Below are 23,344 nucleotides of genomic sequence, written 5' to 3'. Positions count from 1 at the left end.
GAACTCTTCCGAGGGCAGAGTATGTCCCCTGAGCATTAAATCAAAACAGCAAATAACAGGAAAGCGACTATCAAATCTGAGAATCAATGTCATTTCATGGTCTCCAACACCTTTAGCCTTTCTTGACGGAGAACCAAGCCAAGCTCTGGCCCAGGCAAGATCCCGCTTGCGATCAAATCTTTTGCACTGAGAGGTGATGCGACATTCCGCCAGCGCCCCCACCAACGCAACATCGGGCGCCAACATGGCACGCCCATTGCCACAGTTAAGACAACAGCCTCAGCTGACCAAGCCCGAGTCTCCAACGCTTCAGTCCACTGAGCTGCGCTCCAGCCAACCCAGGCTTGTAGCAACACTTCTGAGTGCACCCAGTGTTTCAAGGAGATCGATTCCTCCAACCAGCGCTGCTGACCCAGCGGAATCTGTAGACGCAGCGCAAGCGAAACAGGGTCCGCCGATGCAGCCACCAAAGCCAACAAGAGTGGAATCCTCAACCTTGCAGCCCAACGCAAACGACGGATCAGTTGCGCGTTAGACGCTAAAAGCGGATCGAGAAGGACTAATGCTCCCCATTCCTGCAATAACCCAAAAGCTTTTAGCCACGGTTCATTCTCAAACAGCAACTCCAATTCCATGCGCAAGCGTGTGCCTAATGCAGGGGGAACATGTTCAGTGGATTGGCCATGCCGCCAAGCCCAAGGCCAACGTTTCAAGGTTGTGCGGAGTTGATCAAGCGCACAGGGGGCCAAAACAAACCCCAGGCGAGCCCCATAGCGAGCAGCACGAATGACACGCGTGGGGTCATCAGCCACGCTGGACGCATGCAAAAAGACAAGTTCACGGCGAGCAAGATGGGACTGGCCACCGTGCGGGTCTAAGAGCCAGGGCTCTCGATCGCCAGAAAGCGACAACTCCAAGGCCATCGCATTCACCGTGAAATCCCGACGCTCCAAATCTCGCTCCAAGGAGCCGCTCTTCACCACAGGGTTTTCGCCCGGTGCCGGGTACTGCTCTTGCCTCGCGCCCGCTAAATCGAGCAACACGCCATCGAAGGACAGCTCAGCTGTGCCATAGGCAGTATGAACACGCACGTCCTTCACCCGCTGATCTCCGTAGTGCCGCTGAAGAGCCGCCGCCAACTCCGAAGCCGACCCCTCCAGGACTAAATCCAGATCCGGCAGGTCTCGCCAGGGATCACGGTGCTGATCGTGCAGCAAGGCATCACGCACAGCACCTCCCACTAGGGCTAACCGGGACACCCCAGCTTCTGAGGCGAGGGCCTGAAGTGCAGGCAACAGCTGGGGTGGAAGACCTGGACGCTCCACCCGCTCAGCCTCCAGCGGGCTCGATGGGTGCCAAGCGCGGGTCGAGAATTTTGGGCCCCATACCCGCAAACTTCACGGCAATCGACACCTTTTCACCGCTGCCAAAGGTGTGGGTGATCTCCCCGACACCAAAACTGGCATGGACCACCTGATCGCCCACACTCCAACTTTTTCCAGGGGCAGGTCCAGCCTGGCGGCGACGCACGGCATTGGCTGGCGCTCCCGATGCTCCGCCGGAGGCCACCCGTCGGGAATCATCGCGGTCAACGCGGGTGAGTCGCTCCAGACGCTGCTCACGCCGCAGGGCTGCGCCTCCGCTTTGAGGGACATCACCCTGAACGAGACCTTCCGGCAATTCGGACAGAAAGACGCTGGGCATGGCTGGCTCACGCATTCCGCCCCACAAGCGCCGCTCACTCGCATGGGAGATGAATAAACGTTCTTTGGCGCGGGTGATACCGACGTAGCAAAGTCGGCGCTCCTCCTCCAGCGAGGCCGGGTCATCCAGGGAGCGATAGCTCGGGAACAACCCCTGCTCCAATCCCACCAGGCAGACCACTGGAAATTCGAGTCCCTTACTGCTGTGCAAGGTCATCAAGGTGACCCTATCGGCCGCCGTGTCCTTGCTATCCGCATCACTCGCGAGCGCAGCTGAAGCTAGAAATCCCTCTAAATCACCCTCTTCATTTTCTTCCTGGTATTGGAGTCCCGCATTCACCAGCTCCTGCAGGTTGCGGCGACGTTCTTCTGCCTCATCGGAACCGTCAGCGATCAACTCGCTGACATAGCCGCTCTTCTCCATCACCTCTTGGATGAGTTCGGATGGGGTTGCAACATGAATGCGCTCCTTCATGCCGTTGATCAACTCACAAAACTGCAGCAGCCCCCTGGCGGAACGGCCGCCCAAGGAACGCACAGCCTCGGGATCGCTCACCACATCCCACAGCGGAATCCCTAGCTGGTTAGCGGCATCGGTGAGGCGCTGAATGGTGGTTTTACCGATCCCACGCTTGGGCACGTTGATCACTCGCAGCAAGCTGACGGTGTCAGCTGGGTTGATCAAAAGACGCAGATAGCCCAACAAGTCTTTAATTTCACGACGGTCGTAGAAACGCAACCCCCCGACCACCACATAGGGAATCCGCCAGCGCACCAGGGATTCTTCGATCGCTCGAGACTGGGCGTTAGTGCGATACAGCACGGCCATATCTTTCCAGCTGAGATCTGGATTCGCCGCTTCCATCATCCGCATCCGATGCACCACAGCTTCCGCTTCGGCAATTTCGTCATCGCAGCGCGTGAGTGAGATCAACTCACCCTCACCACGCGTCGGGCGAAGAACCTTATCGATCCGCTCGCTGTTGTTGGAGATCAAGGCATTTGCAGCCTCTAAAATCGTGGCGGTAGAGCGATAATTCTCCTCTAACTTCACCATTGTGCGCGTCACATCGTCAGGGGCTTTGTCACCAAAGTCGTCCTGAAACCCCATCAAAATCGTAAAATCTGCAGCACGAAAGCTGTAAATACTTTGATCAGCATCACCCACAACAAATACCGATCGGCCTGACCAATCGTCCACTTGTTGCGGCTCTTTCCCGTCCGTTACCAACAATTTGATCAACTCATACTGGGTGCGATTAGTGTCTTGATATTCATCAACAAGCACGTGCCGAAAGCGGCGAAACCAATACCCACGCACTTGTTCATTCTGCTGCAGCAACTGCACAGGCAGGAGCAGTAGATCATCGAAATCCAAGGCATTGTTAGCCGCCAGGGCCTTGCGATAACGCCTGTACACATCAGCGCTGAGCTTGCCTCTTTGCCCCTCGGCATTGGCTTCCAAATCGTCAGGAGACCAGCCTTGATTTTTCGCGTTGCTAATCGCCCAGCGCACTTTTTTGGGCTCAAATCGTTTTGGATCAAGCTGCAACTCTTGGGTCACAATCTCCTTCACCAAACTCTGGGCATCCGCCTCGTCATAAATAGAGAATTGCTTCGTCCAAGTAAGGCCTTCAGAATCCTTAAACTTATCGATATCGAAGCGCAACATTCGTGCAAACAAGGCGTGAAACGTGCCGATCCATAGTTCTTTCGTGATCTCGCGATAAATCCGCGTGCGTAACTGACGCTGTTCCACCGGAGGGAGGGTGCTCCAGGGTTGACCGTATTGACTTTGAGCCAAGCGTTGGGCCAGAAGCAGTTCCAACCGCTCTTTCATCTCACGGGCGGCCTTATTGGTGAAGGTCACCGCCAAGATCTGGGCCGGATCGGCTCCATGCTCACCAATTAAGTGGGCAATCCGATGGGTTAGGGCCCGAGTCTTACCGCTCCCCGCTCCAGCAACCACCAGAAGAGGGCCTTCATGGTGATCGACCGCCCGCTTCTGGGCGTCATTGAGACCGGCGAGAAAGCTCATTCACTGATCGTATGCGAGCTAACTGACGGACTGGGAGAAGAGACCAACCACCTAGGAATCGTCAAGAGATATCCGGACATCACATGCTGCAAAACCGTCTTCAGCGATGTGATCTATCCAAGTCCGCCGCCTGCATCAACAACCAGATCAAAACCAACATGATCCAGTCAAACCGAAATTGACAGAACCCTGCATGCAAGAGAATGGCGACTTCTGAGTATGAAAGGCTTGTCCGCACTCACACGCTGCTTGCAGGAAGAGTCGGCAGCGATCGCCGATGCTGCTGCGCACCTCAGCAGTGAGGACGTGGAGGGAGCGCTGGGATTGTTAGAGCGTTGTGCTGACCGCAAAGCCAAGCTGGTCATTACTGGAGTCGGCAAAAGCGGAATTGTGGCTCGCAAAATCGCAGCTACGTTTTCCTCGATCGGCTTGATGGCCCTCTACCTCAACCCCCTTGACGCCCTCCATGGCGATCTCGGGGTGGTGGCCTCGGATGATGTTTGCTTTTTACTGTCTAACAGTGGCGAAACCAGCGAGTTACTGGACCTTCTTCCCCATTTAAAACGTCGAGGCACCGCACGAATTGCGCTCGTTGGTCAAGCGGACTCCTCCTTAGCCCGAGGCAGTGATGTGACGCTTGCAGCCTTTGTGAATCGAGAAATCTGTCCGCTCAATCTTGCGCCGACCGCAAGCACAGCCGTCGCCATGGCGATCGGCGATGCCCTCGCCGCCGTCTGGATGGAACGACGTGGAATTTCACCAGCGGATTTCGCTCTTAACCACCCTGCTGGCTCCCTGGGCAAGCAACTCACCATGACGGTGGCCGATCTGATGGTGCCAGCCGCAAACCTGCCCCCTCTGGAAGCCAAGACAAAACTGTCTGACGTGATCGGCAAGCTCACGCAAGGTGCAATCGGCAGCGGTTGGGTCGAAGACCCGACCGCCCCAAAGCATCTCCTGGGGTTGATCACCGATGGAGATCTGCGACGAGGTCTGCGTGCTCACGGCGCCGACCAATGGGCCTTGCTCACAGCACAGGATTTGATGACGACAGACCCGATCACCGTGACGGCAGAGATGCTGGCCGTTGAAGCCATTCAGACCATGGAACACAACCGGCGCAAACCCATTTCGGTGATGCCGGTGGTGAATGCCAACGGCGAATTTCAAGGGTTGCTGCGCCTGCACGACTTGGTGCAAGCGGGGCTTGCATGAAGAAGCTCCTGCGTGAATGGCAATGGCAACGGCAACGCCAAGCCCTCCAAGACCTTGAATTGCTAGTGCTGGACGTGGATGGAGTGCTGACCGATGGAGGCCTTTGGATCGATGCCCAGGGGCAACTTCTGAAACGTTTTGACGTCCGCGATGGACTCGGATTACGCCTGCTTCAAGGCGTTGGCGTGAACCTGGCCTTCCTGAGTGGTGGCCAAGGTGGCGCGACGGAAGCCAGAGCCAAACAGCTCGGCATCCGTGATTGCTTGGTGGGTATCAAGGACAAACCGGTGGCGCTGGCAGATCTGCAACAACGCTTGGGGGTGACACCCGAACGCACCGGATACCTCGGCGATGACCTCAATGATCTGGCCGTGCGCCGCAGCGTGGGACTGCTCCTCGCCCCCAGTGACGCCTGCCGGCCACTCCGCCAGCAAGCAGATGCAGTGCTGCATGGCCAGGGAGGCCATGGGGCCGTGCGCGAACTGGCGGAGCGAATTCTTCAGGCTCGTGGCGCCTGGAAGCAACTGAAGGAACAGGGGTGGAGGGATCGCAACGACTGATGGGGACTGGGTTGAGGGAGGCCACAAAGACACCACACCACACAACCGCCCAAGAGCCAATCAAACAGTGAAGCCAGGTATGGCAAATGCGAATGATGAAGGGAAATGCATGCCAAGTGAAGCAGCCAGTGATGCAAAGGTCATGAATTAAACTCAACTAAGAAAATTCAAACTATGAAGACCTCAATAATCATTCCTTGTTACAACGAAAAACACGCGATTCGCGAGACGATCGAGTGCATTTGGACAGTCGTTCGAAAGTCCAACATCAAGAATGTAGAGATCATTGCTGTCAATGATGGATCCACGGATGGATCCGAACATGTCCTGAATTCCTTAGCAGCCGAAAGCCAAGCTGGCGAATTACTCGTCATACATCACAACCGAAATCAGGGATATGGAGCCGCCCTGAAAACCGGAATCCGGCGAAGCCAGAGCGATTACATTTGCATCACTGATGCTGACGGCACCTATCCCAATGAGCGCATACCGGAACTGATTCGAAAGATCACCAGCAATGATCTCGACATGGTGGTTGGCGCGAGAATTGGAGAGAACGTTGATTACTCCAAGATCCGCTCAATTCCGAAAATGATCCTGGTTCCATGGGTGTCATTCCTCTGCGGCACAGAAGTCCCTGATATGAATTCAGGCCTGAGAATTTTCAGACGAGATCGATCACTTCATTTCCTCAAGCTCCTGCCTGACGGTTTCAGCTTCACCACCACCATTACCATTTGCCTGCTGCGCAATCGTTACGCCGTCGAGTTCATACCGATCAGCTACACCAAACGAATTGGCAAGAGCCATATCAAACCAATTAGAGACACATTGCGCTTCACTCAATTAATCTTGCGAACAGGAATGTACTTTGCACCAATGCGCCTTCTCGCGCCATTGATTGCAGTATTAGCAGTTCTTTTTACAATCAGTGGGATTTACGATTTAACCGCTCTCAACAACCTTACTGACAAGACAGTACTGCTGGGATTTGCAAGCCTAAATGTCTTCTTATTTGCTCTCCTCGCCGACATGATCGACAAGCGATCTGATTGAATTCACCTTGATCACAACATCAAGACAATCGCACGATGGGTTTTGACCCTGGACTCAGACGCTTTGAAAGCCTTTCCACAAGATCCACAGCCACCATCGAAAGGCAGATCAATGCAACAGGAACGAAAGGAGATGAATAGCGCGGCAAGAAATGACTAAATAAGCTGTAGAAAACAAACAAAGAAACCGGCACAATCGAAACCATCAGCCAAGAACGTCGCCGTTCAACCAATGCCAGAACTGGAGCCAGAAGAAGAGATAAATAAGCTGTGAAATTCAACACAATGCCGGGCCATGTTTCGCCACGGAACCCCCAAAACCCCCTCCAGCCAATCGGAAAAACTGTCAACAATGCAGTGAGAGGCTTCTCTCGAAATCGACTCAATGCCAATGACATCTTTTGCGACTTATCAAGAGATAGCTCAAGCGGTATAGCCCTTTTTCCACGCTGATAAAATGAAAGAACATCCCCGTAACGCTGCTCCTTTAAGGCTTGACGATCGCACTCAAGATCCCGGGTAAAAACCGCAAGCCTTCCATCACAGGAGAAGTCTGCCTCCGAAAGCCCAGTCCAAGATTCCAGCAAATCAAGACGCACTTTTTCTGGAGCATAAGCATAAAAAGCGTCACCAAACTGCCGAGCATTCATCTGATTAAAAACTGATCGAATCAGCAACACATCGTCACCACCCCCAGCGATCACAGGCTTCGAGAAATGCACTTGATTCCGAACCAACCATGGCGCTACTGTGAGAATGAATCCGAACGAAATCGCAAGCAGCAACGGCCAGAAACGCTTGCGGACTCCGGACAAAGCAACCGCTGCCAATGGGATCACGACCAAGCCCACGTATGCGGCTGACGCTTTCGTCAAGGCCACGAGTCCAAAGACTGAACCAGCAACGAAGAACCAGCGCCAAGATTTCGAACGCACCGCCTTCAACAAGAAAAAACCAAGCCAAACAAGAATAGTTGCAACAACCAATTCTGTTTTTACACGATTGACTTCGTTGACGACAAAATATTTATTGACTAAAAAAATCTCAACAGAAGCTAGCCAGTGTGCAGCCAACAACGGAGAAACGACCAATGCTGTTGTAAACCACATACCCACAAAGAGGACAGCCGCCCAAATTAAATTCACCTGCTTAACAAAAGCGATGAAAGATTCAGCGAAGGGACGACCAACTTGATCCAAAAAGCCTGGAGACAAAATATCTTTAATCCTCAGACAAAGGCCCAGAAAAAGGTTAGGAAATGGCTCTCGTCGATAGCCTGGAGTGACATCTGCAGAGATGGGCTGACTGCTGTAAACCCCATGCTTGAAAAGATTGACACTGGAGCGAACATTTTGAAGTGCATCGGAACCAAAAGGCTTGGAATTGATGCCCTGAAGATCCTGGATCAACATCCAGACGATCAGCAAAACAACAGCTGAGGCTGAGAGATACGTCAGACGACGGATGAGTGTTCTTGACATCAGGGGTCAATCGGATGAATCCGCAAGGCGACGTGCCTCATCCAGCTGCTCCGGCGTATCTACAGACAACGATGTGCCTTCCACTGTGAAGGTGGTGATCGTATGGCCCGCCTCAATCAAGCGCAGCTGCTCCAACCGTTCCAAATCTTCAAGCGGCGAGGAGGGCAACTGATCCCACCCCGCAAGCACATCTCCACGGAAGCCATACATCCCCACATGCCCCCAGTAAGGGGCGTGCTGATGCCAATCAGCAGGATCCACATCTCGCACATGGGGCACCGCTGAGCGCGAAAAATAAAGAGCCCGGCCGTCATGGGCCAGCAATGTCTTCACCACCGCTGGGTTGTGGATGGTGGCGGCGGAGAGGCGATACACGGGCGTCACCACCGCCGGCACCGGATCACGCTTGCCAAACTCCACCACCATCTGTGACACCACAGCAGAATCCAGAAAGGGTTGATCTCCCTGCACATTGATCACGGCGGTGCTCACCAACCGCTGCTGCCGCTGTGCAGCATCCCAGGACTCCGTCTGCTCTCCCCAAGCCAACGCCACCAGCTGATCCGCCACAGAGGCAATCCGGTCACTGCCGGAACTGCAGGTCTCCGCAGTCATCAACACGGAATACCCCCAACCCGCCGCCAAACGCTGCAACCGCCCACTATCCGTGCAAAGCACCACAGCGGCTGGCCCCTCCGCTTGAGCACACCGTTCAAGCACCCTCTGGATCATGGGCTTGCCGCCGATGTCAGCCAATACCTTGTCGGGAAGGCGGGAGGACGCCAGGCGCGCCGGCACCGCCACCACAGACCGCTGAATCAAAGAACCGTGTTTCATCAGATCAATTCCACAGCTTCATGGCGTCATCACGGGCCCCAAACCATTCAGCCGCCAAACGTCCACCCATCGTGCGTTGATCCCGGAACCAAGGACCGCCAAGCGTCCAATGCAGCAGACGAGGACCTCCGTCATCAGCAGAGCTGGTGGGTGCCGCCTCCACATCCACCAGGTGATTCCAACCGGCGTCCAACGCTCCGATCTCATGATCACCGGCTAGCCAATGGAAGCGATGCAGCTCCAAGCCAGAGGCGGTGTTCACATAATCAACGCTGAGCTGACTACATCGACCGCAATTCAGGAGCATTAACGAGCTCCAATTTTTTTTGGGATACGCGCTTTGCACCTCTCCCAGAAATTTCACCGTTTCGCCTGGCACATGCTCATGCTGAACGCACATGGCGCCATAACGATCATCGCGCTGATCCCAAAGCGCTTTGATGTCAGCTCGGCAAAGCATGTCGCAGTCCATAAACAGGGCCCAGCCTTGGTAACCCATCAAGTGAGGCACCAGAAATCGCGTGAATGAGAAATCAGTGCTCTGTTTGGGATCTCGCTTGCGGTTGTACAAACCTTGAGCTTCTAGCTGTGGCGTCACCAGGGGAGTGATCGCTAGCGGCATCGAGCTGTGCTGATAGAGGCTGTCGATCAGCACATTGGTGGCAGCACGCTCGCGCGCGTCATAACCGATAAAAATCGGGATCGGTGCGATCGCCATCCCCAACCACCTTGCTTAAGGAGCCAGATTAAAGTGGCCGGAGGGCCGGCTCTAGGCCTCGATTCAACGGAGCTTCAACCCATGGCCGCAAGCAGCGTCGCGTTGGGCACTATCCGTTTCGCAAACGACGCGCCCTTCGTGCTGATCGGTGGTGTGAATGTGCTCGAATCGCGCGAGTTCGCCCTCGAAGTGGCTGGTCACTACAAAACGGTGTGCGCTGAACTGGGCATCCCCCTGGTGTTCAAAGCCTCCTACGACAAAGCCAATCGCTCCTCGATTCACTCCTACCGAGGCCCAGGCCTTGAGAAAGGCCTAGCGATTCTGCAGGCGGTGAAGGACACTCACTCCATTCCAGTGATTACGGATGTGCACAGCCCGGACGAGGCAGCACCTGCAGCTGAAGTGTGCGACATCATCCAACTTCCAGCCTTCTTGGCGCGGCAGACCGATTTAGTGCAAGCGATGGCCCGAACTGGGTCGGTGATCAATATCAAGAAACCACAGTTCCTCAGCCCCTCGCAGATGGGGAACCTGGTGGAAAAATTCCAGGAATGCGGCAATGAGCAGCTGCTGATTTGTGAACGAGGCAGCAACTTTGGGTACGACAATCTCGTGGTCGACATGCTCGGCTTTGGTGTGATGAAACAGTGCTGCAATCACCGCCCCCTGATCTTTGACGTGACCCATGCCCTGCAGTGCCGCGACCCTGGTGGTGCCGCCTCGAGCGGCCGCCGTAACCAGGTGGTGGAGCTAGCCCGAGCCGGCATCGCCGTTGGCCTAGCAGGACTGTTCCTCGAATCCCATCCCGATCCGGATCAGGCCCGCTGCGATGGCCCCAGCGCGCTTCCCTTAGCGCAACTGAAGGGTTTCCTCAGTCAAGTAAAAGCTATTGATGACGTCGTGAAATCGTTACCGATATTGGATATTCATTGATCAAAGCGAGACAAATCGCAGACAACATTTACAGCTCAACCATCTCAGGTTGACACATAGATATTCCTTAGGAGATCTCCATCGCGCTTGAGTGAAGAAGATCATGCTTCAAACTCAAACAGGCTTGTTTGCAACGAAGTCAAACCTCGCGAACTAAAAAAAAACGATCTCGTTATCAACGAGACCTGAGATCATCATCAGTTTTCGCCTAGGACTGACAAGTCGGTGATGGGCAACGCTCCAGACGATCCTCGATGACCTGAAGCAACAGCTGCGTCACCTGATGGAGATGATGCTCGATCGTGAAACCCTCCTGAATACGCTGCCGCCCACACTCTCCAAAACGCGCTGCCAGGTCAGGATCCAGCACGAACTGGGCCATCGCCTGTGCCATTGATTCCTCATCGCCTTCATCAACAAGAAGGCCGCTTTGTCCCTCCAGAACAACTTCAGGTATCCCGGCATGGCGCGTGGCCACCACGGGCAAACCACTGAGCTGGGCCTCCATCACTGCCACGGGATTGCCCTCACTGTCGCCATCTGGAGCCACCAAGGAATGCTGTACAAAACACCGCACCTCGCGCATGAGCTGCGCCACCCGATCCTGGGAACACACGCCCAAGAAACAAACTTGCCCCTCAAGACCAAGCTCCAACACCAGCGACCGTGCTGATGGCAAGAGCGGGCCATCTCCCACCATCCAGAGCTTGGGCTTCAGAGCGGCCGCAACTGGATCACGACAGACCAGAGCAAACGCCCTGAGCGTCTGAAGCGGACCTTTCTTGGCCACAAAACGCCCGACAGCCAGCAACACCGGTGGAGCCGCTGCCGGATCACTGCCATCGAACATCGCGGTGTTGGCTCCCGAGGGACTGACCAACACACGCGTCGGTGGAGCTCCCAGAGACAGCAACGTATCGGCCATCGGCCGCGATTTCACGATCACTCCAGCCGCGATTGCCATTAAGCGCCGATACCTCCCCTCCAAAAGCCCAAGCCGACTCCGAGCTGAAGCGTCCGAGCCGCGGAAATGCGCCACCATCGGGACGTCACTCCAGACGCAAGCCTCCATCACTCTGACCGCCTCGAACCCAAATTCCGCCAGCACTGCGTCCGGGCGGTAACGACGAATAATGAACCAGGCAACGAACGATGCAGGCCAGGACGCAGCGCGTAGCAACCTCATCCGTGTGAGCACCTTGCTCAGGACGATCGCAGTCGCATACAGCGCCTGAAGAGGTCGTCGAAGAGGCCACTCATCGCCGAAATAGGGAATGCAAAGCATGGGCAATCCGGCGAGATTGGCCCGAATAAACGTTTCACTCGTCGCCCTTCGAGTTGGAGCGAACACAAGCAGGTTGAGCCGTTGTGATTCGCTCATTCATCTGTCTGCAAAGCCAAAACAGAACGCCAACGAGGTTCGAGCACACTCCAATCGAGAGCCTCCAGTGTGGTGCGAGCTGCGCTGCCACAGCGCTCACGCAAGGCAGGATCGACGATAAATCGCTCCAAAGCTAGGGCCAGCGCTTCCACATTCTCAGACGGCACCACCAAACCTTCTACGCCATCACGCACCATCTCAAGAGGCCCAGGAGAAGCATCGCTGACCACGGATGGCAGGCCCGAAGCCATGGCTTCCAGCAGGGCATTTGGCATCCCCTCAAACCTTGATGGCAGAGCAAAGATGCTGGCCCGACGGAAAAACGTTTGAGGGTCAGAACGAAACCCCTCAAAACCCACCACATCATCAAGTCCCAGTGCACTGGAAAGATCTTTCAAGGCAGCGCTCTCGGGACCCTCACCCACCAAGGTGAGCCTCCAGCCCTGGCGAAGGGAAGGAGCCAAAGAAGCAAAAGCACGAAGCAAAAGATCAAGACCTTTCTGAGGCTGCAAACGAGCCAAAGCGAGAATCTCATGTTGGCGTAGACCCAATCCACCAAGCTGAACTGATGCTTCAAAACTGGACGGCAAGGGATTGGGCAGCAGCTCCAGTCGCTGCCAGCTCCCCATCGCTTGGAGGGCTTGGAGCACACCTTGGGTGTTAGCCGTCACGACGTCAGCCCGGCGATAACAAAGTCGACGTAATAATGACCAAACTGCTTGCAACCGTTGCAAAGCAGGGTCGTTGCGCTCTGACACCACGAGGTGAATGGGTAGATCCCAGGTGGCCAGACAGCAAAGAATATTGGTCCGAGTGAGTAAGGCCAGCACCCGCTGGGGGCGCTCCTGGTCGATCAGATCGCGCAAATGCCGTAGACGTTCACCGCCAAGGCTGGTCGCTCCACGCTTGAACAATGAGTAGGCCAAACCATCGCACCCTGGTTGGATTGTTGACTCCAACCAGGGACTCAAAAGCAACAGCTGGAAGCGAATCAAGGCTCGATAAGCCTTGATCATCTGAGCAATGCAAAAACGACGACCTCTGGCCAACCACGATCGATTCCATCCATCACTCAACCAGTGATGCAACACGTTGGCATCAGGTCCAAGCTCCTGATGCCTCACCCCCTCTGGAATGTTGTGCAAGACGGGATGACCATGAATGAGGGTTAGCACCTTTACGCGATAGCCCTGCGCAGAAAAGTGCTCCGCTGCCAAGAGACCGACCTTCTGCGCGCCACCCGCACCGAGATGGGGAAGCACAACCCAGAGATCATCCATGGTGCAACGTGCGCAAGGCCTCTAGGAAATCACGCCGCAGACGCACTGCGTCATAACGCTCCCGCACCTCCATGGCCTTCTCTCCAAACTGAAGGCATCGCTTCGGATCCGCCAGCAGGCCAGCAATCGCCTCAACCCAATCTGTTGTTGTCGCCTGCGGCGACAACAACAGGCCGTTTTCACCGTGACGGATCAGATCCGCCGGACCCGTCAAACAGTCGCTGGCAATGCAGGCACACCCTGCAGCCATTGCTTCAAGAAGCACATTGGGAAAGCCTTCGTACCGCGACGGAAGGAGAAAAATATTGGCACGCTTGTACCAACTTGCCATGCTGCCCGAGACGCCTGGGAGCAACAATCGCTCCTGCAGGTCGGGTTCATTGCCAAGGAGCTGCCGCAACCAGGCCTGCTGATCGAGGCCCCGATAGCGCCCCGGCGTAAGACCTAACAGCGCCAGATGGAGACTGGAATCACGTCGGCCCAGCTCGGCGAACACCGGCATCAACAGGTCGAAACCTTTCTGATTCGCCTTGGTACCCGCTGCGAGGAGAAGAGGGGATTGAGGAGGAAGCCAGTCATCGGGGTCAAGCAAGGGTTCCCTGTCCGGCAGTGGCCAGGTGACGGAATTGGGCAACAGCTGCTGCCTGCTCACACCACAGTGCAGACGCAGCCAAGTCCCAATTTGCCGGGTCTGCACCAGATGCAGATCAGCCCATGGATAAGTGAACCGACGTAACCAGCGCCACAGCAGAGATGGTGGCTTAGCCGGTGGATAGTTCCGCTCAGACACCACGGTTCGAAGTGACATGCCGGCAGTGGCCAACAACAACTTCACCGCTGGCAAGGTGGTCACACCCACACACAGATCACTGCGGTGGCATCGCAACAGATGACGCAACGCCATCACGCGAAAGGGAAAAGCAAACCAGCCCAACCGCTCCAAAGGAGGTACCAACGTTGGCTCAACCAGGCGCTTCACGCCCTCCGGGACTTGATAAGCATCCTTCTCGGATCCCTGGCGGGTGATCACAAGCACCTGCCAGCCCTCGTCTCTGCACCAGCGGGCCCACTGCAAAAGCACGCGTTCGGCTCCACCAAGCTTGAGAGAGTCGATCGTGAAAGCAACCCGTATCACTGCCATTACGGGGTGTTTAGAGATTGAAGAAACTTCAGGGCTTTTTCAGCGCGGTCACGGCGAAGATTCGGGAAATAGACCAGAAGAACCGGATCGACTAAACGCTCCTGGGCCGGGCGAGTCCCAGGGTCTGCAGACGACCAGCGACACTCCTGAAGCATGGCCACAACAGCATCCGAGAAAGCTCGGTGATCTTCATGGGTTTTGCTGGCAATCAAGTCGAATCGCTTGGCGTGACATGCCTGGCGGAGCCGCTCCATCTCAGTGACGACAGCATCAAAACGCGAGGCATCATCAGCATGCCAAGCCATCACTGCAGCGATCGTGAGACTGCGCATGATGTTGCGCGTCATTCGCGTTGCAGTGGTGCGGTCAATGGCGAACGGGTCATAACGGCATGCACTCGCCAACAGCTCAATCGAGGCTCTATCTAGCCCTGAACTGTCCTTGAGAGCCATCAAAGCCCGCAACAGGGTGAGTTGTGCAGAAATCAGTAGCTTGGCTCGGTTCTCACGGTTGGGCTTCAAGCAGCGATAGGTGTCGGGATCGCCTTCCAATGCAGCGATGATCTCTTCCAAGCCAATCACGCCCCGGCGGAGTGCAGCCACATCCTTAGAGTCGATCGCGCGATACGTCCTCACAACCCTGCAATATCCCGCGTAATGCAAGGGCAAAGAGGTACTCGACGCCAACACATCGAACAGTTCCAGTTGATCGAGACGGCTGCCAGGACGGGAACTACGACGGAAGAGCAGCTGATGCAAGATGTCTGCGACTCCATCTTCTTGCCAGATCCGCTCGATCAATCTGCAGGCACCACTGTTGTCTCCAACTGACAGGCGTCGACGAGCCAGTTCACTGAGGAGGGTGATGTTGGTGGGCTCCCGCTCCAACCAATGCCGCAAAATCCCCTCTGCCATCGATGGATGCCCCAAAGAATCCAGAAGGCGCAGACCTGTCGTCCTCAGCCGTGCTGACAGCTGAGGACGACTCCACTGTTTGCGAACTTGGTGGTACGGAGGGGACTGCGGAGCCAGAGGTTCATCCGGCATCAAACCGTGATGAGCCAAGCGATTCAGCATCGCCGTCGTACGGGTGAAGTACGTGTGCTGTCGCGCGCGATCGAGGCGCTGCTGAAGAGTGGGTCCCTCTCCAGCCAGGGCTTGGCCAATGGCCGCTTCAAAGGTCGACTGCTCAGGAGAACAGAGAATCGCGACATCACGTTGATCCTCCAGGGCTGGAATGGCTGTCGCGACGACAGGACAACCAGCGGCTAGATACTCAAAGAATTTCATCGGATACATGCGGCGCGTGTAATCGTTGAGTTGCAAGGGCAACAACGCGACATCGGCATGGGCCAAATAGGCCGGGAGGGCGCTGTAGGGCCTTGGGCCAAGGAGATGAACGTTGGGGAAGCGACCCCAATCGCTGACATCCGTGCTCGGATCGGCTTCACCCACAGGGCCGATGAAGAGATACGTCCACTGCGGTGTTCGCTCCATCAACGACTCCAACATGTTGAGATCGAGCTTGTAGGCATCGATTGCACCGATGAAGATCAGCACAGGACCGTCACAGTGAGGCCAGTCGGAGGGGCGGTCTTGGTCTTTGTTGAGGGCGCGACCGAAATGGTCAGCATCAGCCACATTGCCGAAAACATGGCTGCCTGCATTCAGTGGCCCTAGCTCCGCATGAAGCCGGGGCGAGGTGGTGAACAATGCATTCGCGACCGTGCACAGATCCTTTTCAGCAGCTTGCAAAACCTGCACAGGCATGCCCGGCTGCGCTTGGATGCGATCCACGCACAAATAAACAACAGCGTGAAACCTGCTCAGCCGGAGATGAGCACGGGCCTGGGGATTAAAGGTCCACAGCAGTGGACGGCGTAGATCCAGCACCAGATCAGCCACAAACAGGCTGAAATCCAGGCTCATCCGATTGAGGCGACCCGTAATCCCACGAGTTTGACCAGGCATCACCAGTGGAGACACCACCCAAAGACCAGGACGCACCTGCCTTGGAAGACGGAATCCGCGCCTTAAGCGACGGAGAATGCGACCAAAATCTGAACGATCTCCCCGAGGAGCACGAACCCCAAGAGAATCAACGTAAAGGACACGATGGCCTAAATCCGACAAGCAACAAGCCACATGCTGCTTATTTGTCCAAAGAGGATGATCCCAATCGGCCGTAGAAAGTAAGATAAAATCTGCCATTAATTGTCAAACAACGTCAAGCATTGTCATCTCCCTAAAACTAGGAGACAAATTACGGAGCGTTTCGAAATCACCAGAAGCGATTATACGACCTTTCTCGATTTCATAAATTCGATCGCATTTTTTAACCGTAGAAAGGCGATGTGCAATAACGACAATCGTACATCTACGTCCAACCAAATCCAAAGCCTGCATCACGTCATGTTCGGTTTTGTTATCCAATGCACTCGTCGCTTCATCTAAAACTAATAATTCAGCTTGGCGATAAAAAGCCCTTGCCAAAGACAAACGCTGACGCTGACCGCCAGATAGCTTTATGCCGTCTTCTCCACACATGGTGTAAAGGCCATAGGGCATTTGCGCAACAAACTCAGTGAATTGAGCTGCATCCAACGCCGACCAAACTTTATCGTCATTGATACTTTCAGGATCTTCGCAGAAAGCCACATTCTCCCTGACACTTGCATCAAGCAAACGAATATTTTGCGGAACAAAAGCACAGTTTGCTTGCCATGCAGGCATATCTCTCTTGGATACGCTTATACCATCCAGGAGAAGGCATCCATCGCTAGGATTATACAATCCCAAAAGAAGATGAGCTATTGTTGTTTTCCCACTTCCCGTACTACCAACAAGCGCAATACGCGAACCAACAGGTATTGATAAATTAATTTTTTCGAGGACTAAATGATCACTCCCTCGATAGGAAAAGCTAACGTTGTTTAACTCAATTAAACGACTAGGCATCACCCCATACGGCGATGGAACGCCCGCATCACCGAGCGACAGCCTTCCCGGTCGCATCTTTAGCAACTCCAGAGCATCTTTGACGTCAGGAAGTCCACCCCTCAACTTGTTAACGCTACGAAAAACAGTCTGCAAAGGTCCTGTAATTCGGAGCAGAACAACCAACACCGTGGCCAAATCTGGCAACGCATCACGCAAACTACTGCCATCGCCCGACGCTATAGCAGGAGCTAGGCCTACAACAAAAATAATCGTGATCCCAGCAGGTTCAATGACGAATCGCGGGACGTTTGGGAGCAGACTTGAAATTCGCTCATTACGCTTAGCCAGAGCTCCTTCTTGAGCGAAACGATCAACAAAGTAATTGTGGGAAGAATAAAGCTGAACATCTCTAATTGACCGAATCGACTCTGAAAAAATAATTTTCAACCTTCTTGTGTATCGATTTTTTTGTCGCAATGCAAGCCTTAAGTAAGGAGTGATTATGCGTGAAGACAACGCATAGGAGGCTAACAACAGAGCAAAGACAAGAAGGGAGGAGGCCCCTAAAACAAAGAATACTCCAATCAATAAGGCCAATACTGAAACAAGATTGCCTGAAATCGTAATGATTGGAGTAATAACAGTACCTGTGACCCGCGAAAGAATACGATTAAAGCGTTCAGACAAAACCGCTGTGCGCTTATTCATGAAAAACTCATATTGCTGCAACATCAGATTTTTGTAGACCTTATTAACAAGATCTGACCAAATCTCTGCAGTCAGCAATGATTCCAATAAGGCCACTCCAAAGCGCATACCTGAAGCCAACCAATATGCAGCGATGAGAAGAGCAACAATCCAGCCCGACTGATCGAGCAGGCCTCCACCGAAAAAACGAATACCAGGTATTTGATCACCGAGCTTTGCACCTGCAAGCAAACCTACTAAGCGTGCAAGCAATCCAATCAGCAAAATATCAATTAGCCCCTGAACCAGAGATGCCAGCAGAACAAGAATGAGATAACGAAGACGCTTCGAAGGAAGTTCTTGGAGCAGCAGCTTCAGTTCATTCCAAGTCTGACTTTTCAGGTGCATGAACAACGCTGCAAACGGCTGCCGTTTAGGCGAATGCCCAACATGAATTTAATTGATTAAAGACTGTTCACTGCTTCGATCGGCTTTGCTGCAGCCAGCCGGGCAACCGATTGACCACCTTCGTTTGCAGTGTCTGGATCCTCTGGTGCCATCTCAAACGGCGCGTTGAGGGAGAGCGAAGAACTAGGTCAGAGGTCTTAGCCAAGCCAGGAGTTAGGCCAGCAGCCAGACCAATCGAGTCGATCCAGAACAATGTTTTCTCCCATCGCTCTAGCCAATGGACTTCGGAGACCTGCTCAAGAAGAGCCTCTAATTGATCTGGAGGAGGAAGCCAGGCCAACGGATCCTGAACAGCTGCCTGGATGCGATTGAGATCGTTGTTCAACGTCCCCTGACCAATCTGATAGGCGGTGTCACCGGGAGTGAGTAAATCAGCCAAGGCGTGGTTGAAGCTACTGAACACAATGCAGCCACAGGCCAGTGCTTCCAAAGGCGGAAGCCCGAAGCCCTCACTCACTCCCCGGCCACGCCAATACTCAGCGGAGTCGTAGAGGTAAACGGTGGCGCTGTTAAACAGCGCCACAAGATCGTCCACCCAGCCGTCTTGCACTTCAACGCGCAACCCTCGAGCTCTGAGCTCTGGAACGAGCTGCTTGAGGACATAAGGACTGCTCTTCCTCTTCTGCACCAGCACTTGAATCGGTCGTGGGTCCGATCCCCTGATCTGGGTCTTCTGTCTGGCGCCGCGATCAATCCACTGAGGTTCGAGGGCATTCGGCACCCATGCCAGCGGATTCCGCGGAGCTCGATCACCCCAATAACCAAGGGTGTTACGGCTGACTGCTATCACCGGGACACCAGGCGGCAAATCAAATCCATACCCACTGCTATGGGCCTGATACACCGCAAGTCGACCACGCAAACGCTTCAAGAGGCCGGGAACATCAAACCCCCAGCTCACGAGCCACATGACCTCCCCTGGTGCATCCTCTTGATCAAGAAGGTCGTCAAGAAAGGGATGCGATTGCTCCCGAGCCCGATAGGTCACGACCTCCGTGGGACGCAACTGCGACAGCAAACGGGCCGTCTGCAGCGCAACGCTTAATCCGCCACAACGAAAACGGGGCCCGGTGCCTGGCACCAGAACCCGTATCGATGTGAACGATCTTGAGGAGTGTTGAATGCCTTCCTCGCTGAACACCTAGGCCGCAGCGGTCTCAGTGCTACCCGTGCGCTGACGGCGCGTGAGGAAACCAAACAGAACCTTGCCGATGGCAGCAACAAGATTGCCCTCAAGCTCCTGGAACATTTTCATGTTCAGGTGAAACGCCTGATTGGCCTCTTCGACGATGCGATCGGCTGTGGGCTGGTCGATCGGCAAGGTATCCATCGCAGAGCGATAGGTGGTCTTGAAAGCTTTTTCGTCCGCGATTTCTGGGAACACATAAAAGTGCAAGCCATCATCGGTGGGGTTGTTCATCGCCTTCTGAGCAATGTTCTTCAGGATCTGCCCACCTGAAAGATCACCTAAGTAGCGAGTGTAGTGATGACCCACCAACAACTCAGGAGCTGTCTGAGCCACTTCGCGAATCCGAGCGACGTACTCCGTCGCTGCAGGAGAGGCTTCGATCTGTTGCCGCCATTCAGGGCCGAAATAGAAAGCCAGGTCTTCCTCGAGGGCGGTGACGCGATCGAGCTGCTCAAAGGCAATCGGGGCCAACACGGGGTGCTCCTTGAGTCGATGCATCTCCTCTTCCATGGCTTCATAAACAAAGAAGAGGTCTGCCACCAACTTGCGATAGCTCAGCTTGTCCACCACACCCTTCAGGAAGCAGCTCACGAAGCCGGTGTTCTCGGCCATGGTGTGTGACTTTTTCGTTCCTTCCCGGAGCTGGGTAGCCAGAGCGACTGACATAAGAATGCAATACGAAGCGATTGAAAGACCTTAAATTCAGTTTCCGCAGATATCCCAGATCGGTTGCGAAGGGTTAAGAACCGGTGTGATTGGGCACACCATGTTCGAACACTTCAAACATCTCGCGACAGATCAATTGCAGCTGCTCCACCTGATCGCGTTGGGGTAAGTGGGGACCAGCCGGCAACCAGTCACCCAATGTTGCCAATCGCCAGCGTTCACCATCAAACGTCATGCCACGCATGACAATTCCAAGGAGGGTTGGGCAAGACAAGTCCATGTCGCACACCTCCGACATGAACCTCAATTGCAGCAACAAACTGCGACATTGCAGCCGAGGGCTCCAGCCTGGAAAATGAAAGGCCAAATCCAACGTGGCGGCCTCGTCCCAATGGCGCGTGTGAGGGTCATCGCGCCATGGGCTCAAATTCGGCTGAGCAGCAGGGAATTGCCTGCGCACCAGCGTGATGCTTGAGGCCAAGGCCTGAGCTAAGGCCACGCTGTGGACAGCTGCCGCCGCATTCACAGGGTTTATCGCTGCTGAACTAAGGGTGAAGCTTCATAAGGGCATGCGCCAGCAGCCGTTACGGTTTATTCAAGAAGAAAAACCCCAGCGAAACACCCATCCATACGATCACTTTCAAGCTCGCTGACAGGCTCCTGCCTCTGGCTTTCGTGGTCTCTGCGGAGAAAGAGCGCCGTTAAGACGCTGACTCATCATTCAGAACCTCTTCAACCCATCAGCAGCTAGCGATCCTTTCGCTTCGCTAGGGAATGCGCCAGGGATCATCGAAACGAACTCAAAGAAACACCACCAAGTCATAAGCTCGCCAAATCAAAATGCCGCCTGACGGCGCCCCCTCCATGGCTCAGTTTGAGAAGCTCACCGCCCCCACCGAGGGCACGCCAATCCGCTTCGAAAACGGCCAACCCGTGGTGGCCAACGATCCGATCATCCCTTTCATTCGCGGCGACGGCACCGGAGTTGATATTTGGCCCGCCACCCAGAAGGTGCTCGATGCTGCTGTGGCTCAGGCCTACAAAGGCGAAAAAACCATCAAGTGGTTCAAGATTTATGCCGGTGATGAAGCTTGCGACCTCTATGGCACTTACCAATACCTTCCTGAAGACACCCTCGAAGCCATCCGCAGCTTCGGTGTAGCGATTAAAGGTCCGCTCACCACACCGATCGGTGGCGGCATCCGTTCCCTCAACGTCGCCCTGCGACAAATTTTTGATCTCTACTGCTGTGTTCGGCCCTGCCGCTATTACGAAGGCACCCCCAGCCCTCACAAGCGCCCCCAAGACCTTGACGTGATCGTCTACCGGGAAAACACGGAAGACATTTACATGGGTATTGAGTGGGAGGCTGACGATCCAATCGGCCAAGAGCTGCGAAAGCATCTCAATGAGGTGGTCATTCCGGCCAATGGCAAACTCGGCACGCGGCAGATTCCAGAAGGATCCGGCATTGGCATCAAGCCGGTGAGCAAACACGGCAGCCAACGCCACATTCGCAAAGCCATCCAACACGCCTTACGCCTCGAAGGGAACAAGCGTCACGTCACGCTGGTGCACAAAGGCAACATCATGAAATTCACGGAAGGCGCTTTCCGCGACTGGGGCTATGAGCTAGCCACGACTGAATTCCGCGATGTTTGCATCACGGAACGAGAAAGTTGGATTCTTGACAATCTCGATCGAGATCACTCCCTCAGCGCCCAGGACAATGCGCGCATGATTGAACCTGGCTACGACAGCCTGACACCAGAGAAAAAAGAGGCGATCGATTCAGAAGTAAGGGAGGTTCTCGCAGCGATTGGCGAAAGCCACGGCTACGGCAAATGGAAAAGCATGGTGCTGGTTGATGACCGCATCGCCGACAGCATCTTCCAGCAAATCCAGACCCGGCCTCAGGAATATTCGATCCTGGCCACCCTCAACCTCAACGGCGACTACATCTCCGATGCTGCTGCGGCGATGGTGGGCGGTCTTGGTATGGCTCCTGGAGCCAACATCGGTGAAACGGCCGCCATCTTCGAGGCCACCCACGGCACCGCCCCCAAGCACGCTGGATTGGATCGAATCAATCCCGGCTCCGTCATCTTGAGTGGCGTCATGATGCTGGAATTCCTTGGATGGCAGGAGGCAGCCGACCTCATCACCAAGGGGCTCAGCGCCGCCATCAAAGACAAGCAGGTCACCTATGACCTCGCCCGATTGATGGAACCCAAAGTGGATCCAGTGAGCTGCAGTGGCTTTGCAGACGCCATCATTGAGCGCTTCTAATCACGTCCCTTGATTATCAGTCATAGCAACAGATTTATCTTTATTGCCAGCAGAAAGACAGCTTCAACGTCTGTAGGCATTGCTCTATCAAGCGCATGCTCTCTCACAGACGTGATCACACCTCTTGGCAGCGACGAAACAATTCGAAAAGGCCTTAATTATCCTGGCCCACGTTTTTTTATCCCATGGTGGAACCTAGGAAAATATGGCATTGTACGCACGAAAAGAAAGCTCAATCTTCTTCAACAGAGCTATAGCTCTGAACTGAAGAAAATCGGACTCCACACTCACATCAGCCTGCAGGAAGCACGAGACAAACATTATTTAGATGCAAACAAAATTAGCAGTTATTTTAGCTTTTGCTTTGTTCGTAATCCTTGGGATCTGTGCCTCTCACGCTTTTACTGGATCAACCGAAAACGGAGCAGTTCGGAACACAATCTCAACGATTACTTGTTCCACCCCAAACTGGAAAAAGCGGCTCGGATGGAAAGAAATTTATACATGCTTGATGGCCATATTGCTGTCAGTCGCTTCTGTCGCTACGAACACCTTCAGGATGAAGTTCATCGGCTCTTCCAAGATCTGAACCTCCCTGGCAACCCTTCCCTGCCCAAAAGCAAAACCGGTACCCGCATTGACCGTCGGCACTATCGAGATGTCTTAACCGACTTGCAAGCCGAAAGGATTGCGCAGGTTTACCGCTTCGAAATCGATAAATTCGGCTATAGCTATTGATAGAGCAATGTCGATCAAAATCAGGC

At 54.4% G+C, this 23,344-nt stretch carries 19 protein-coding genes; 6 read left to right on the top strand and 13 right to left on the bottom strand.

Translation table 11 applies throughout. The features are described from left to right. Positions 1-89: 89 nt before the first annotated feature. Positions 90-1,325 (bottom strand): CCA tRNA nucleotidyltransferase, encoded by a 1,236-nt coding sequence (locus SIC18_RS03965; RefSeq protein WP_413430226.1) that lies wholly within the window; start codon positions 1,323-1,325, stop codon positions 90-92. A gap of 4 nt (positions 1,326-1,329) precedes the next feature. After that, positions 1,330-3,741: a UvrD-helicase domain-containing protein gene (locus SIC18_RS03960; RefSeq protein WP_413430225.1), complete on the bottom strand. Its 2,412-nt coding sequence runs from the start codon at positions 3,739-3,741 to the stop codon at positions 1,330-1,332. 219 nt (positions 3,742-3,960) lie between these two features. On the opposite strand from SIC18_RS03960, the gene SIC18_RS03955 reads away from it, so the two are divergent. The 3 genes from SIC18_RS03955 (at position 3,961) to SIC18_RS03945 (ending at position 6,572) form a co-directional block, all read left to right on the top strand. Further along, complete coding sequence (locus SIC18_RS03955; protein ID WP_413430224.1) at positions 3,961-4,956, top strand: KpsF/GutQ family sugar-phosphate isomerase; 996 nt, start codon at positions 3,961-3,963, stop codon at positions 4,954-4,956. Then, on the top strand, positions 4,953-5,516 hold the full coding sequence (locus tag SIC18_RS03950; RefSeq protein ID WP_413430223.1) for a KdsC family phosphatase: 564 nt from the start codon (positions 4,953-4,955) through the stop codon (positions 5,514-5,516). The genes SIC18_RS03955 and SIC18_RS03950 overlap by 4 nt, the downstream gene beginning before the upstream one ends. Before the next feature lie 174 nt (positions 5,517-5,690). Then, positions 5,691-6,572: a glycosyltransferase family 2 protein gene (locus tag SIC18_RS03945; RefSeq protein WP_413430222.1), complete on the top strand. Its 882-nt coding sequence runs from the start codon at positions 5,691-5,693 to the stop codon at positions 6,570-6,572. Positions 6,573-6,591: 19 nt separating this feature from the next. Here SIC18_RS03945 and SIC18_RS03940 read toward each other — a convergent pair whose 3' ends face one another. The 3 genes from SIC18_RS03940 to SIC18_RS03930 are packed head-to-tail and all read right to left on the bottom strand — an operon-like array spanning position 6,592 to position 9,607. Continuing rightward, positions 6,592-8,052, bottom strand: coding sequence for an ArnT family glycosyltransferase (locus SIC18_RS03940; protein WP_413430221.1), 1,461 nt, complete (start codon positions 8,050-8,052; stop codon positions 6,592-6,594). Between the two features lie 6 nt (positions 8,053-8,058). After that, positions 8,059-8,889, bottom strand: a complete 831-nt coding sequence (kdsB, locus tag SIC18_RS03935; protein WP_413430220.1) for a 3-deoxy-manno-octulosonate cytidylyltransferase — start codon at positions 8,887-8,889, stop codon at positions 8,059-8,061. A gap of 4 nt (positions 8,890-8,893) precedes the next feature. Then, positions 8,894-9,607, bottom strand: coding sequence for a hypothetical protein (locus tag SIC18_RS03930; protein WP_413430219.1), 714 nt, complete (start codon positions 9,605-9,607; stop codon positions 8,894-8,896). A gap of 81 nt (positions 9,608-9,688) precedes the next feature. On the opposite strand from SIC18_RS03930, the gene kdsA reads away from it, so the two are divergent. Beyond that, complete coding sequence (gene kdsA, locus SIC18_RS03925) at positions 9,689-10,540, top strand: 3-deoxy-8-phosphooctulonate synthase (protein ID WP_413430218.1); 852 nt, start codon at positions 9,689-9,691, stop codon at positions 10,538-10,540. Between the two features lie 208 nt (positions 10,541-10,748). On the opposite strand, the gene SIC18_RS03920 is transcribed toward kdsA, so the two are convergent. The 8 genes from SIC18_RS03920 to SIC18_RS03885 form a co-directional block, all read right to left on the bottom strand. Then, a complete protein-coding gene (locus tag SIC18_RS03920; protein WP_413430217.1) occupies positions 10,749-11,921 on the bottom strand; it encodes a glycosyltransferase in 1,173 nt (390 codons plus the stop codon). Next, complete coding sequence (locus SIC18_RS03915; RefSeq protein ID WP_413430216.1) at positions 11,918-13,201, bottom strand: glycosyltransferase; 1,284 nt, start codon at positions 13,199-13,201, stop codon at positions 11,918-11,920. Before SIC18_RS03915 ends, SIC18_RS03920 begins: the two co-directional genes overlap by 4 nt. Further along, positions 13,194-14,342 carry a glycosyltransferase gene (locus SIC18_RS03910; protein ID WP_413430215.1) on the bottom strand — a complete coding sequence of 383 codons (1,149 nt, stop codon included), beginning with the start codon at positions 14,340-14,342 and terminating at the stop codon, positions 13,194-13,196. Before SIC18_RS03910 ends, SIC18_RS03915 begins: the two co-directional genes overlap by 8 nt. After that, a complete protein-coding gene (locus SIC18_RS03905) occupies positions 14,342-16,552 on the bottom strand; it encodes a glycosyltransferase (RefSeq protein WP_413430214.1) in 2,211 nt (736 codons plus the stop codon). Before SIC18_RS03905 ends, SIC18_RS03910 begins: the two co-directional genes overlap by 1 nt. Positions 16,553-16,558: 6 nt before the next feature. Next, complete coding sequence (locus SIC18_RS03900; RefSeq protein WP_413430213.1) at positions 16,559-18,376, bottom strand: ABC transporter ATP-binding protein; 1,818 nt, start codon at positions 18,374-18,376, stop codon at positions 16,559-16,561. Between the two features lie 67 nt (positions 18,377-18,443). Next, positions 18,444-19,517, bottom strand: a complete 1,074-nt coding sequence (locus SIC18_RS03895; protein WP_413430212.1) for a glycosyltransferase — start codon at positions 19,515-19,517, stop codon at positions 18,444-18,446. A 60-nt stretch (positions 19,518-19,577) separates the two neighbouring features. Next, a complete protein-coding gene (locus SIC18_RS03890; protein ID WP_048347749.1) occupies positions 19,578-20,291 on the bottom strand; it encodes a heme oxygenase (biliverdin-producing) in 714 nt (237 codons plus the stop codon). 73 nt (positions 20,292-20,364) lie between these two features. After that, a complete protein-coding gene (locus SIC18_RS03885) occupies positions 20,365-20,826 on the bottom strand; it encodes a hypothetical protein (protein WP_413430507.1) in 462 nt (153 codons plus the stop codon). Between the two features lie 329 nt (positions 20,827-21,155). Between SIC18_RS03885 and SIC18_RS03880 the strand changes: the two genes are divergently transcribed. Continuing rightward, entirely contained in the window at positions 21,156-22,580 is a 1,425-nt protein-coding gene (locus SIC18_RS03880; RefSeq protein ID WP_413430211.1) for an NADP-dependent isocitrate dehydrogenase, read from the top strand. Positions 22,581-22,589: 9 nt separating this feature from the next. Further along, entirely contained in the window at positions 22,590-23,318 is a 729-nt protein-coding gene (locus SIC18_RS03875) for a sulfotransferase family 2 domain-containing protein (RefSeq protein WP_245407191.1), read from the top strand. Positions 23,319-23,344 lie beyond the last annotated feature (26 nt).

This window comes from Synechococcus sp. Cu2B8-bc1011 (assembly GCF_047302735.1).
GTDB lineage: Bacteria > Cyanobacteriota > Cyanobacteriia > PCC-6307 > Cyanobiaceae > Synechococcus_C.
The sequence above is the reverse complement of the archived record's forward strand: the minus strand, read 5'-3'. Positions and strand labels throughout refer to the sequence as shown.

Coding starts and splice junctions, on each gene's coding strand:
- SIC18_RS03960 (WP_413430225.1), bottom strand. CDS start 3,741: ATGAGCTTTCTCGCCGGTCTCAATGACGCCCAGAAGCGGGCGGTCGAT.
- SIC18_RS03955 (WP_413430224.1), top strand. CDS start 3,961: ATGAAAGGCTTGTCCGCACTCACACGCTGCTTGCAGGAAGAGTCGGCA.
- SIC18_RS03950 (WP_413430223.1), top strand. CDS start 4,953: ATGAAGAAGCTCCTGCGTGAATGGCAATGGCAACGGCAACGCCAAGCC.
- SIC18_RS03945 (WP_413430222.1), top strand. CDS start 5,691: ATGAAGACCTCAATAATCATTCCTTGTTACAACGAAAAACACGCGATT.
- SIC18_RS03940 (WP_413430221.1), bottom strand. CDS start 8,052: ATGTCAAGAACACTCATCCGTCGTCTGACGTATCTCTCAGCCTCAGCT.
- kdsB (WP_413430220.1), bottom strand. CDS start 8,889: ATGAAACACGGTTCTTTGATTCAGCGGTCTGTGGTGGCGGTGCCGGCG.
- SIC18_RS03930 (WP_413430219.1), bottom strand. CDS start 9,607: ATGGCGATCGCACCGATCCCGATTTTTATCGGTTATGACGCGCGCGAG.
- kdsA (WP_413430218.1), top strand. CDS start 9,689: ATGGCCGCAAGCAGCGTCGCGTTGGGCACTATCCGTTTCGCAAACGAC.
- SIC18_RS03920 (WP_413430217.1), bottom strand. CDS start 11,921: ATGAGCGAATCACAACGGCTCAACCTGCTTGTGTTCGCTCCAACTCGA.
- SIC18_RS03915 (WP_413430216.1), bottom strand. CDS start 13,201: ATGGATGATCTCTGGGTTGTGCTTCCCCATCTCGGTGCGGGTGGCGCG.
- SIC18_RS03910 (WP_413430215.1), bottom strand. CDS start 14,342: ATGGCAGTGATACGGGTTGCTTTCACGATCGACTCTCTCAAGCTTGGT.
- SIC18_RS03905 (WP_413430214.1), bottom strand. CDS start 16,552: ATGGCAGATTTTATCTTACTTTCTACGGCCGATTGGGATCATCCTCTT.
- SIC18_RS03900 (WP_413430213.1), bottom strand. CDS start 18,376: ATGCACCTGAAAAGTCAGACTTGGAATGAACTGAAGCTGCTGCTCCAA.
- SIC18_RS03890 (WP_048347749.1), bottom strand. CDS start 20,291: ATGTCAGTCGCTCTGGCTACCCAGCTCCGGGAAGGAACGAAAAAGTCA.
- SIC18_RS03880 (WP_413430211.1), top strand. CDS start 21,156: ATGGCTCAGTTTGAGAAGCTCACCGCCCCCACCGAGGGCACGCCAATC.